Here is a 12,371-nt window from a genome sequence, read left to right on the forward strand (position 1 = left end):
GCTCATCGCGCTCCCACCAGATTTGCCGCGGATCGTCCGCGCGGCGACTCGGGAGGAGTGACCCGGGGCTGTGAGCGAGCGGCACTTTGATGAGAAGTCGCAGCTCAGCGACCATGATCACGCTTACTTCTTTCTTACCAAGTGCCCCGGCGGCGCCCCGCTCCGAACCGGTGCTCACGCACTGAAATCACTCGTACGCGATCCGCGAGCGGTCCCGGACTCCCCGGCACGGCCGCCCGACGCTGTTGCGAGCGGCCCGGGATTCTCGGGCGTTCGGGCGCTCAGGCGCCGATGCCGGCCGCCTCCCGCACCTCGTGCGCCTGGAGCCGCTCGGCCGTGCGCACGGCGGTCCCCCTGGCCCACCGGCCGCTGGTGACCGCGCCCAGTGCCAGCACCGCGGCGCCGCACGCCACCAGCACCCACCATCCGTACCGGGCGGCCGGGACGAACGCGTCCCGGTAGGACGAGGAGCCGACCCCGGCGGCCAGCAGCGCGCCGACCACCGCGACCCCGAGGGTCTGCCCGAGCTGGCGGCTGGTGGAGGCGACCGCGGCGGCGACCCCGGCCTGGGCGCGCGGCATCCCGGAGACGGCGGTGTTGGTGATCGGCGCGTTGACGAAGCCGAAGCCGATGCCGAACAGGACGTACCCGATGACGAGCGTGAGATTGGAGGTCTCCGCCTCGAACGCGGCGAAGAGCACCGCGCTCACCGTCATGGCCGTTCCGGCGATCAGCAGGGGCAGCCGCGGCCCCCGGGTGCCGACCAGCCGCCCGGACAGCGGCGCGCACAGGAAGGTGGGTGCCGCCATTGGCAGCATCCACAGGCCGGCGTGCAGGGCGTCGAGGCCGCGCACGTTCTGGAGGTAGAGCGTGGACAGGAACAGGAAGCCGCCGAGCGCCGCGAACGCGCTGATCGCGATGACGGTGGCCCCGCTGAACGGCGCCGAGTGGAAGAAGCGCAGGTCGATGAGGGGTTCGGTGCGCCGCGGCTCGTACCACAGGAGGCCGAGCAGGGCCGCGAGCGCGACGACGGCGAAGGGCAGGATCGTGGCCGGGCTGGAGGCCGGGGCCTCGATGATCGCGTACGTCAGGGCGCCGAACAGGGCGATGACCAGGACCTGCCCGACCGGGTCGGGCCTGCGGGCCCTCGGCGCGCGGGACTCGGGGACGAAACGCGCGGTGAGCAGCAGCGCGGCCAGGGCCACCGGCAGATTGACCCAGAAGATGGAGCGCCAGCCCACCGACTCCACCAGCAGGCCGCCGACGAGCGGGCCGGCGGCCATGGATATGCCGACCACCGCACCCCAGGCCCCGATGGCGCGGGCGCGCTCACGCGGGTCGGTGAAGGTGTTCGTGATGATCGACATGGCGACCGGGTTGAGCATCGAGCCGCCGACCGCCTGCAGCATGCGGAACACGACCAGCAGTTCCAGGTCGGGCGCGAGGGAACACAGCAGCGAGCCGATGCCGAAGACGACCAGTCCCGCCATGAAGACGCGTTTGCGGCCGATCCGGTCGGCCGTGGAACCGGAGAGCATCAGCAAGGAGGCGAGCACCAGCGTGTACGCGTCGATGGTCCACTGCAGGCCGGAGGTGCTCGCCTGCAGCTCGCGCTGCATCGAGGGCAGGGCGACGTTCAGAACGGTGTTGTCCAGGCTCACGATCAGCAGGCTCATGCAGCAGATCGCGAGGACGAGAAGCCGTCGTCGATGGCTGAGCTCGGGCATGCGTTCCATGGTACGGGATTTCAATAGTGCGGTTAACTAATGACTGCTACATGATCTGTGCCGATACGCGACAGCCGATACGCGACAATGGGGGAATGCCCATGTCCGAGTCCCCCCTCCAGATCGGCCCGCATACCGTCCGGCCGCCCGTGGTGCTGGCCCCCATGGCCGGTATCACCAACGCGCCCTTCCGCACGCTGTGCCGGGAGTTCAGCCAGGGCAAGGGCCTGTACGTCAGCGAGATGATCACGACCCGGGCGCTGGTCGAGCGCAACGACAAGACCATGCAGCTCATCAGGTTCGACGCGAGCGAGCGCCCGCGCTCGATCCAGCTCTACGGCGTCGACCCGGCCACGGTCGGCAAGGCGGTCCGCATGATCGCGGAGGAGGACCTCGCCGACCACATCGACCTCAACTTCGGCTGCCCGGTGCCCAAGGTCACCCGCAAGGGCGGCGGCTCGGCCCTCCCCTACAAGCGCAACCTGCTGCGGGCGATCCTGCGCGAGGCGGTCAACGGGGCCGGCGACCTGCCGGTCACGATGAAGATGCGCAAGGGCATCGACGACGACCACCTCACCTTCCTCGACGCCGGAAGGATCGCGGTCGAGGAGGGCGTCACGGCGATCGCGCTGCACGGCCGCACGGCCGCCCAGCACTACGGCGGCACGGCGGACTGGGACGCCATCGCGCGCCTGAAGGAGCACGTGCCCGAGGTCCCGGTGCTCGGCAACGGCGACATCTGGTCGGCCGAGGACGCGCTGCGGATGGTGCGGGAGACCGGCTGCGACGGTGTGGTCGTGGGCCGCGGCTGCCTGGGCCGGCCGTGGCTGTTCGCCGACCTGGTGGCGGCGTTCGAGGGGCGGGTCCATGACCTGGCCGGCCCGACCCTGCGCGAGGTCGCGGACGTCATGGTCCGGCACGCCACGCTGCTCGGCGAGTGGATCGGCGACGAGTCGCGCGGTGTGATCGACTTCCGCAAGCACGTCGCCTGGTACCTGAAGGGCTTCGCGGTCGGCTCCGAGATGCGCAAGCGGCTGGCGGTCACCTCCTCGCTGGAGGAGCTGCGGGCCGGCCTCGACGAGCTGGACCTCGACCAGCCCTGGCCCGCCGGCGCCGACGGGCCCCGCGGCCGCACCTCCGGCAACAACCGGGTGGTACTGCCGGACGGCTGGCTGAAGGACCCCTACGACTGCGCGGGGGTCGGCGAGGACGCCGAACTGGACACCTCGGGCGGCTGAGGCGCTCCCGGCGGGCGGCGGGCCGGTGTCCGAGCCCGGCCCGCGCCCGCCCGGCGGTCAGCCCTTCGACGGGTGCGGTGTGGAGCCGTACGCCGTCAGGAAGCGGTCGCGGAAGTCGCTCATCTTCCACACCGGGGCGTCGTGGTCGGGGCGCAGGCCCTCCGTCCAGTCCCAGTCGGCGATCTTGTCCAGGACCTTCGGGTCCTTGGCGATGATCGAGCAGGGCACGTCACGGCTGGCGTGGTCGCCGCTGACCCGGGCGATGGGCTGGTGGTCGCCGAGGACCACGAGCACGGTGTCGTCCTTGCCGTAGCGCTCCAGCCACTGGGTCAGGGCGGTCAGCGAGTACTCGACCGACTTGCCGTACTCCTCGCTGGAGCGGTCGGAGCTGGTGAGGATGTCCCCGGGCTTGGTGCCGGCCGCCTCGATGTCCTTGAAGACCGAGCCGTCACCGAGCTGGTCCCAGCCGACCATCTCCGGCACCGGCGCCCAGGGCTGGTGGCTGGAGGTCAGGATGACGAACGAGGTCAGCGGCTTGTCGCGCTTCTTGCCGTGCTCCAGGCGCTGGAAGGCCTCCAGCACGTACTGGTCGGGCATGGTCGACCAGCTGAACTTGGGGCCCTCGTAGCCCATCCGGAAGGCGTTGTAGACCTTGTCCAGGCCGTACCACTTCGACTCCGGCCAGCCCTTCTGCACGCCCGGCATGATCCCGACTGTGTCCCAGGCCCCGGTCTTCTTGAACGCCTCGGTCAGGGTGAGGTGGTCGCCGGAGGTCACCGTGCGGTAGCGGTTCTGGTTGTCGACCCACAGGCCCGACATGAACGTGGAGTGGCCGAGCCAGCTCCCGCCGCCGTACGTCGCCGACGTCAGCCAGCCGGTCCTGGCGTGGAAGCCGGCCTCGGCCAGGGCCCGCGTGCCGGCGTCGAGGGTCTTGGTGACGCCGGGCGCCGGGATCGGGTCCTCGATCGCGCTGCGGCCGTAGCTCTCGATGAACGTGAAGATCATGTCCTTGCCGCGCAGGTCCGGCACGAGCTCGCCGGGCGGGGTCGCGCCGAACGGATCGGCCTCCGCCGTCCTCGCGAAGTCCCGCTCGTCCCGGATCGTGGAGCGCAGTGCCTGGTCGTGGTACTTGACCATGGCGACCGTGTGCTGGGAGGCCACAGGGACACCGGAGATCTGGACGTCCAGGGCCAGGCACGTCATCCACACCACGCTGGCGAACAGCAGTCCGCGCGTCGAGCGGGCCTTGTCGCGGCCCAGGAAGTCGCCGAGGCGCACGACCGCGAGGGCCATCACGGCGAGCACCGCCAGGACGAGGAGGACGACCCCGGCGGCGGCGAGCAGCGCGGTGGTACCGCCGAGGGTGTCCGCGAGGTACGACTGCGCGTCGTCCAGCAGCTCCCAGTCGAGGATCACGTCGAAGCTGCGGCCCAGGTACTGGTTGAACTCGATGTCCGTCACGTTGAGCACGGTCAGCACGCCGAGCGCCAGCCCGCCGAGCACGGCCACGGCCACCCGCGGCCGGCGCGGCAGCACGAGCAGCACGGCTCCCAGGATCAGCGCCTCCACCGGCAGCCGGGTGAACGCCGCGACCTGCAACTGCGCCTCCTTGTTCGGCAGCAGGAGCGCGACGACGACGAGCAGGAGCGCGAGCAGCGTGACCCCGTGGGACACCCTGCGCGCGGCCACGGGCTGCGCCACCTGCCAACCGCGCCAGCGCTTGCGAAGGTGCCAGGGGCGTATCGCCGTGACCGTGGCGGGCTCGGCGGCCTCGTCGGACTCGGCGGCGGGTTCGGAGGCGGGTTCGGCGGTCTTGGTGGCGGGCTCGGCGGCCTCGGTAGCGACCTCGGCGACCTCGGAGGTGGCCTCGGTGGCCCGGTCGGACACGCCCCCGGAGGCGGCGCCTTCGCTGTCGGCGGCTTTCGCCTCGTCGGTCCCGGATGGGGCCGGGGACTCGCCGTCCCCGGGGGTCCCGTCCGATGGTGTGCCCGAGCCCGATGGTGCGCCCGATGACTGGCGTGTGTCCGTGTGCTGAGGCACCCGAAGGTCCTTCCGTGCGCGGCGTCGCTGAGGAGGCGGGCCACGCTGGGGCCCGCCGCACTCCCGTACGGCCGGCCCCTCGTCCGTGTTCACGGGCGCCGGGCAAACACCCGGCAAACGGCTGCCCGGCCGCGGGCCGGAAGTCGTCCGCATGGTGAAATTCGAGCGCTTGTGGCAGCGTGATTCTCGCCACCCTTGATAAGGGTTGCGCTCAGATGAGCGGATCTTGAGCGGCTGCACTTCTCCAAAGGGTGGCACTCAGTGCCACGCCTTGATCGTTCATCGATCGAAAACAGACGTGACAGGAGCCGCTCAGATGAGCGATTGGGGTGAGTCTACGAGCGTTGATTCGTTCAAGAAGTGAAAACATCCGCACCCGACGGCTTGCCAAGCCTTGACTTTCAATCCGCTGGCGGACGACTGGTTACAGGCGCATGACCCACAAGTGGACGTACCCATCGGCCTTTGATCTGGGTATGTTCCTCGCCGTCAGGGCAGCCACCGCGTCCTCGAGGAGTCGAGACCCGTGTCGGAAAACAAAGATCTCCAGGTAGCCGATCGCGGCAACAGTGTTGAGGGCGTGAAGTTCGTCTACGACTTCACCGAGGGCAACAAGGACCTGAAGGACCTCCTCGGCGGCAAGGGCGCGAACCTGGCCGAGATGACGAACCTGGGCCTTCCGGTCCCTCCCGGCTTCACGATCACCACCGAGGCCTGCAAGGTCTACCTCGACAGCGGTGAGGAGCCCGCGGCACTCCGTGACGAGGTGAGCGCACACCTCGACGCGCTCGAACAGAAGATGGGCAAGAAGCTCGGCCAGCACGACGACCCCCTGCTGGTCTCCGTCCGCTCCGGCGCGAAGTTCTCCATGCCCGGCATGATGGACACCGTCCTGAACATCGGCCTGTCCGACAAGTCCGTACAGGGCCTGGCCAAGCAGGCCGGCGACGACCGGTTCGCCTGGGACTCCTACCGCCGCCTCATCCAGATGTTCGGCAAGACCGTCCTCGGCGTCGACGGCGACCTCTTCGAGGACGCCCTCGACAAGGCCAAGGAGACCAAGAAGGTCACCGTGGACACCGAGCTCGAGGCCGCCGACCTGAAGAAGCTGGTCACCACCTTCAAGAAGATCGTCAAGAAGGAGGCCGGCCGGGACTTCCCGCAGGACCCGCGCGAGCAGATGGACCTCGCCATCACGGCGGTCTTCGACTCCTGGAACGGCGAGCGCGCCAAGCTCTACCGCCGTCAGGAGCGCATCCCGCACGACCTCGGCACGGCCGTCAACATCTGCTCGATGGTGTTCGGCAACCTCGGCCCCGACTCCGGCACCGGCGTCGCCTTCACCCGCGACCCCGCCTCGGGACAGCAGGGCGTCTACGGCGACTACCTGCAGAACGCGCAGGGCGAGGACGTGGTCGCGGGCATCCGCAACACCGTCCCGCTGGCGGAGCTGGAGCGGATCGACAAGACGTCGTACGACCGGCTGATGCAGATCATGGAGACGCTGGAGAACCACTACAAGGATCTCTGCGACATCGAGTTCACCATCGAGCGCGGCCAGCTCTGGATGCTCCAGACCCGCGTCGGCAAGCGCACCGCCGGCGCCGCGTTCCGCATCGCCACCCAGCTCGTCGACCAGGGCCTGATCGACGAGGCCGAGGCCCTGAAGCGGGTCAACGGGGCCCAGCTCGCCCAGCTGATGTTCCCGCGGTTCGACGAGGAGGCCAAGGTCGAGCAGGTCGCCCGCGGCATCGCCGCCTCCCCGGGCGCGGCGGTCGGCAAGGCGGTCTTCGACTCGTACACCGCCGTCAAGTGGTCCCGTTCGGGCGAGAAGGTCATCCTGGTCCGCCGGGAGACCAACCCCGACGACCTGGACGGCATGATCGCGGCCGAGGGCATCCTGACCTCCCGCGGCGGCAAGACCTCCCACGCGGCCGTCGTCGCCCGGGGCATGGGCAAGACGTGCGTCTGCGGCGCGGAGGACCTGGAGGTCGACACCAAGCGCCGCCGGATGACGGTCCCCGGCGGGCACGTCGTCGAGGAGGGCGACGTGATCTCCATCGACGGCTCCACGGGCAAGGTGTACCTGGGCGAGGTCCCGGTCGTCCCGTCCCCGGTCGTCGAGTACTTCGAGGGCCGGATGCACCCGGGCGCCGACGACGCGGACGAACTCGTCGAGGCGGTGCACCGGATGATGGCCTTCGCCGACCGCAAGCGCCGCCTGCGGGTACGCGCCAACGCCGACAACGCCGAGGACGCGCTGCGCGCCCGCCGCTTCGGCGCCCAGGGCATCGGCCTGTGCCGCACCGAGCACATGTTCCTCGGCGACCGTCGCGAGCTGGTGGAGCGGCTGATCCTGGCGGACACCCAGGCCGAGCGCGAGGAGTCCCTCAAGCAGCTCCTGCCGCTCCAGAAGCAGGACTTCGTGGAGCTGTTCGAGGCCATGGACGGCCTGCCGGTCACGGTCCGCCTGCTCGACCCGCCGCTGCACGAGTTCCTGCCCGACATCACCGAGCTGTCGGTGCGCGTGGCCCTCGCCGAGTCCCGGCAGGAACCGCACGAGAACGAGCTGCGCCTGCTCCAGGCCGTGCACCGCCTGCACGAGCAGAACCCGATGCTCGGACTGCGCGGCGTACGCCTCGGACTGGTCATCCCCGGCCTGTTCACCATGCAGGTCCGCGCCATCGCCGAGGCCGCCGCCGAGCGCAGGGCCGCCAAGGGCGACCCGCGCGCCGAGATCATGATCCCGCTGGTGGGCACCGTGCAGGAGCTGGAGATCGTCCGCGAGGAGGCCGACAAGGTCGTCGCGGAGGTCGAGGCGGCCACCGGTACGAAGCTGAAGCTGGCGATCGGCACGATGATCGAGCTGCCGCGCGCCGCGCTCACCGCCGGCCAGATCGCCGAGGCCGCGGAGTTCTTCTCCTTCGGCACCAACGACCTGACCCAGACGGTGTGGGGCTTCAGCCGCGACGACGTCGAGGCGTCGTTCTTCACCGCCTACCTGGAGAAGGGCATCTTCGGGGTGTCGCCGTTCGAGACGATCGACCGGGACGGCGTCGGCTCCCTGGTGAAGTCCGCCGTCCAGGCCGGCCGGGCCACCCGCCCGGACCTCAAGCTCGGCGTCTGCGGCGAGCACGGCGGCGACCCCGAGTCCGTCCACTTCTTCCACGAGGTGGGCCTGGACTACGTCTCCTGCTCCCCCTTCCGCATCCCGGTGGCACGCCTGGAGGCCGGCCGGGCCTCCGTCGAGGCGGAGGGCAGCGACCACCGGTAACAGGTCCCGGAGTCCTCGTCGTGGTCCCCGACCCTCACCACCGATGACGACGAGGACTCCGGCACCGGGGAGCGCGGCGACCGCAGCCGCACTCCCGTCCAGGCCCCGGAGCCGCCGTCGGTCCCCGACCAAGCCGATCGACGGCGGCTCCGGTACGCCCCCCGAACTCCCGCCCCGCGCCGTACCTCAGAAGTGCCTCAGATACGTGGACGGCACACACATCGCGTCCCTAGGGTCGCGATCATGCCCGACATATCGCTGACCGTGGTCGTCCTCCTGTGCCTCGCCGCCTTCGCGGCCGGGTGGATCGACGCCGTGGTCGGCGGCGGCGGGCTCCTGCTGCTGCCCGCGCTGCTCCTCGGACTGCCCGGCGGCACCCCGGCCGCCGCCGCGCTCGGCACCAACAAGGCGGTCGCCATCGTCGGCACGACCGGCGCGGCCGTGACCTACGTCCGCCGGGCGCCCGTGGACGTCCGCACCGCCGTCCGCATCGGGCTGGCCGCGCTCGCCGGGTCCTCCGCCGGGGCGTTCTTCGCGGCCGGGATGAGCACCGAGGTGCTCAAGCCGGTGATCATGGTGGTGCTGCTCGGCGTGGGCACCTTCGTGATCCTGCGCCCCTCGTTCGGCACGGCCCCGGCGCCCGGTCCGGCCACCCGCCGCCGGATCCTCGCGGCGATCGGCCTCGCGGGCCTCGGCATCGGCTTCTACGACGGCCTCATCGGCCCCGGCACGGGCACCTTCCTCGTCCTGGCGTTGACCGCCGTGCTCCACCTGGACCTGGTGACCGCCTCCGCCACCGCCAAGATCGTCAACTGCTGCACCAACGCGGGGGCCCTGGCCACCTTCGCCTGGCAGGGCGTGATCCTGTGGCAACTGGCGGCGGTGCTGGCCGTGTTCAACCTGGTGGGTGGCGCCCTGGGCGCGCACACCGCACTGAAGAAGGGCAGCGGCTTCGTCCGCGTCGTACTGCTGACGGTGGTGTTCGCCCTGGTGGCGAACATGGCCTACCAGCAGTGGGTGGCGTAGAGCCGCTCTTCCGGATCGTGCCAGGGTCAGCGGCGGCTGCCGGTCAGGTGGGCGAAGACGACCACGTTGCCCTGGTAGCCCGTGGTCTTCGAGTAGCCGCCGCCGCAGGTGATGACGCGCAGTTCGGGGCGCTTGGCGGTGCCGTAGACCTTCTCGTCGGGGAAGTCCTTGGCCTCGTAGACCTCTATGGCGTCCACGGTGAAGACGGCGACCCCGCCGTCGCGGCGGTCCACCTCGACGGTGCTGCCCTTCTTCAGGGCGCCGAGGTTGTAGAAGACGGCGGGTCCCTGGGCGTTGTCGACGTGGCCGGCGACGATCGCGGTGCCCCGCTCGCCCGGGGTGGTGCCCGCCTCGTACCAGCCGGCCAGGTTCTTGTCACCGGCGGGAGGGACGTCGAGGCTGCCCGACTTCGTCAGACCGAGGCCGGTCAGCGGGGCGTCGATCCGGATGGAGGGGATGCGGATGCGCACGGGCCGGGACGGCGGCAGCGCGGGGGCGGCGCGCGCTTCCCCACCGGGGTCGAACACGCCCTGATCCGCGCCGGGCTGGGGCGGGGCGTGCGTCTCGGCGCCGCTGTGCAGCAGCCACACGCCGGAGCAGAAGGCGACCACGGTGACGGTCGCTATCGCGGTGTTGCCTATGCGCATGGGGACGACCCTTCCCGGAGCCCCGCGGGCTTCCTTCCTGCCCCCTTCAGGCCCCTCCGGGACCCGGGCCCCGCACCCCCTCCGGGGCGCGAGGGGCGTCGCACCCGGAGGGGGAGGGGACGTGCGGTACTGGCGGACGGACAGCGGAGGGTGCCCGTCAGATCCCGTCGCCTCTCGCCCGGCGATGCAGGAGCCAGGTACCGCCCGCGGCGGCGACGGCGAGAGCCGCCACACCGGCCGCGGTCCGCACGGGGTCGCGGCCCAGCCCGCCGCCGACCCCCGTCTTCACACTCCCTCGGGGCTCCACCTGCCCCTGCGCGGCCATCAGCGTGACGATCAGGTCGCCCCTGACCTCCCGGTCGCCGTCGGCGCACTGCGCGACGATCTCGTACGTACCCGGCTGCGCGCTCTCCGGCACCCGGAACCGCCCGACCGCCTCGCCCTCGCGCGAGCCGGGCGCCAGCGTGAAGGGCCCCGCGCCGACCGCGCTGGCGTCGCCTGCGGCGGAGGCCTTCTTGCCGCACCCCGTGGTGTTCACCGTGACCTGACCGCCCGGCTCGACCGAGTACGGGGACACCTCCAGAGTGCCGCCGGCCGCGCCGTACACGGGCGCGGCCAGACCGCCCACGGCGGCCACGGCGGCCACGGCGAGCACGGTCCCGGCCACGGCCCTGGCCGGCGGACCGGCGGCGTTGCGTCGCATCGGTGCTCCTCCGGGCTCGCTCCACGGCGGCACGCACCGCGGCACCCGCATGTGCCGGCATCGGTCGTGCCCTTGCTCTTCCGAGGTAAAGGGCACGCGCCCGCCCCCGCTCCCTGAAGGAACGTCAGAAATACGGTGAACGGGTGCCGGTCACCCGCCCCGGACCGGCCCCAGGAGCCGGCGTTTGGCCAGGTCAAGCCCAACCTGCTGACGACACGTCGAAGACCACCCGGAAGGGGGCGCGGCGCGGGGGTGAACGGATGACCGGCGTGCGACGGCCGGGAAGGCCGCGTGGGTCTGCCTCTGCCGCGGCACTAGGGCCTGTTGCGAAAGTCCCGCCTGCCCCGCGACGCCATGCACGCTCCCCCAAGCTCTTCGAGCAGGGGGGACCCCCACTCGCCGCACCGGGCCCTGACCCAAGTACATCCAGTACGAGGGCCAGGGCCCGGCACGACGAGAGCACGCACCTGACGCCGCGAGGCCCGCCCTCCGGGCGGACGACGGGACTTTCGCAACAGGCCCTAGCTCTCGTCCGGCTCCGTCGGCAGGGTGGGGCCGGAGCCCTCGTCCGGCAGCATGACCAGACGTACGGCCATGTGGCGGGAGCCTGGAGGCCGGTCGCCCGGCTCCGGGATGTACTTGTGCAGCAGGGTCCGGTACTCCTCGGCGAACGCCGCCGTCTGTTCCTTCGTCATCCACAGGCCGGAGCGGTAGATCTGATTCCAGCCCGCCGAAGTGTCGTAACCGGCGTACGCCTTGACGACCAGGTTCAGGTCCTGCGTCATCTTGAGCGCGCCGATCTTCAGCGCGGCCTCGCGCTCGTCGTCCGTCATCTCCAGCCCCGGGGGCGTGAAGATGTCCGTCATCAGCGATTTCCACCAGCGCTCCCGGCCGCCGGACCGCTCCTCGATCTCGGCGATCAGCTTGAGTTCGGCGAGCTTGCGCAGGTGGTAGCTGGTCGTGCCGGTGCTCTCGCCCAGGGCCTTGGCGACGCTGGTGGAGTTCGCCTCACCGTGCTCGCCGAGGTAGCTCAGGATGTCGCGGCGCACCGGGTTGGACAGTGCCTTGTAGAACGCCTTGAGGTCCGGGCCGGTGAGAACTCTTGTCTCGGGACGCTCAGCCATGGGGCTCACCCTACTGCAAAGGTTCTCTGCAATAATCACAGAGAACCTTTGCAGAGAAGCTCTGCACTCGTTAGTTTGGGGCAGGGCGGTCCACGGCGGGCCCGCCGAACACCCGGGGGCGAAGATGCAGACAGAGAAGATCAAGAGCGGGCCGGACGCACTGGACGCCCGGATGCGCGACGAGATCGACGACCAGGTCGCCGAGGCCTTCGACGCGTACCTGGAGGACCGCCTCGCCGAGCCGGGCCCGCTGCGCGCCGCACTGGCCACCCGGCGCAGCGCGGGAGTGGTCCTGGGCTCGATCGGCCTCGGCGCCCTCGCCACGGCACTGGCGCCGGCCGGGGTCACGGCCGTCTGCTGGATCTGGGGCGCGATCGCCGCCATCGACGTGGCCTGGCTGCTGACCGCCCGCCGCCGCTGATGTGCGGCCCGGAGGCGCGCGTCAGCGGCGGTGGGCGCGTCGCCGGACGGCGAGCGCGGTCGGCGGGATACCGGCGACAGAACGGGCACAGGTCCCGGTGATCATGGAGTTGCGACGCTCTGTGATCACTGGGGAGACCTGTGCCCGCGCTTCCCTCATGGCTGACCGAAC

Annotated in this window: 9 protein-coding genes; 4 read left to right on the plus strand and 5 right to left on the minus strand. The window is 70.9% G+C overall.

What is annotated here, in order from left to right:
• Positions 1-281 precede the first annotated feature (281 nt).
• Positions 282-1,727 (minus strand): MFS transporter, encoded by a 1,446-nt coding sequence (locus tag ACF09J_RS08790; protein WP_392304657.1) that lies wholly within the window; start codon positions 1,725-1,727, stop codon positions 282-284.
• A gap of 95 nt (positions 1,728-1,822) precedes the next feature.
• Here ACF09J_RS08790 and dusB point away from each other — a divergent pair, with 95 nt between their 5' ends.
• A complete protein-coding gene (dusB, locus tag ACF09J_RS08795) occupies positions 1,823-2,965 on the plus strand; it encodes a tRNA dihydrouridine synthase DusB (RefSeq protein WP_392304658.1) in 1,143 nt (380 codons plus the stop codon).
• A gap of 57 nt (positions 2,966-3,022) precedes the next feature.
• Here dusB and ACF09J_RS08800 read toward each other — a convergent pair whose 3' ends face one another.
• Positions 3,023-4,852: a CDP-alcohol phosphatidyltransferase gene (locus tag ACF09J_RS08800; protein WP_392304659.1), complete on the minus strand. Its 1,830-nt coding sequence runs from the start codon at positions 4,850-4,852 to the stop codon at positions 3,023-3,025.
• Positions 4,853-5,531: 679 nt separating this feature from the next.
• Here ACF09J_RS08800 and ppdK point away from each other — a divergent pair.
• Together ppdK and ACF09J_RS08810 are read left to right on the plus strand one after the other, a co-directional pair.
• Entirely contained in the window at positions 5,532-8,279 is a 2,748-nt protein-coding gene (ppdK, locus tag ACF09J_RS08805) for a pyruvate, phosphate dikinase (protein ID WP_392304660.1), read from the plus strand.
• Between the two features lie 243 nt (positions 8,280-8,522).
• A complete protein-coding gene (locus ACF09J_RS08810) occupies positions 8,523-9,305 on the plus strand; it encodes a sulfite exporter TauE/SafE family protein (protein WP_392304661.1) in 783 nt (260 codons plus the stop codon).
• Positions 9,306-9,331: 26 nt separating this feature from the next.
• On the opposite strand, the gene ACF09J_RS08815 is transcribed toward ACF09J_RS08810, so the two are convergent.
• The 3 genes from ACF09J_RS08815 to ACF09J_RS08825 all read right to left on the minus strand — a co-directional run bounded on the left by ACF09J_RS08815 (position 9,332) and on the right by ACF09J_RS08825 (position 11,779).
• On the minus strand, positions 9,332-9,952 hold the full coding sequence (locus ACF09J_RS08815; protein WP_392304662.1) for a class F sortase: 621 nt from the start codon (positions 9,950-9,952) through the stop codon (positions 9,332-9,334).
• A 157-nt stretch (positions 9,953-10,109) separates the two neighbouring features.
• Entirely contained in the window at positions 10,110-10,655 is a 546-nt protein-coding gene (locus ACF09J_RS08820) for a hypothetical protein (protein WP_392304663.1), read from the minus strand.
• Positions 10,656-11,176: 521 nt separating this feature from the next.
• On the minus strand, positions 11,177-11,779 hold the full coding sequence (locus ACF09J_RS08825; RefSeq protein ID WP_392304664.1) for an ArsR/SmtB family transcription factor: 603 nt from the start codon (positions 11,777-11,779) through the stop codon (positions 11,177-11,179).
• A gap of 124 nt (positions 11,780-11,903) precedes the next feature.
• On the opposite strand from ACF09J_RS08825, the gene ACF09J_RS08830 reads away from it, so the two are divergent.
• Positions 11,904-12,200: a hypothetical protein gene (locus tag ACF09J_RS08830; protein ID WP_392304665.1), complete on the plus strand. Its 297-nt coding sequence runs from the start codon at positions 11,904-11,906 to the stop codon at positions 12,198-12,200.
• The last annotated feature ends 171 nt before the right edge of the window (positions 12,201-12,371 follow it).

The organism is Streptomyces sp. NPDC014889 (assembly GCF_043081205.1).
Classification (GTDB): domain Bacteria; phylum Actinomycetota; class Actinomycetes; order Streptomycetales; family Streptomycetaceae; genus Streptomyces.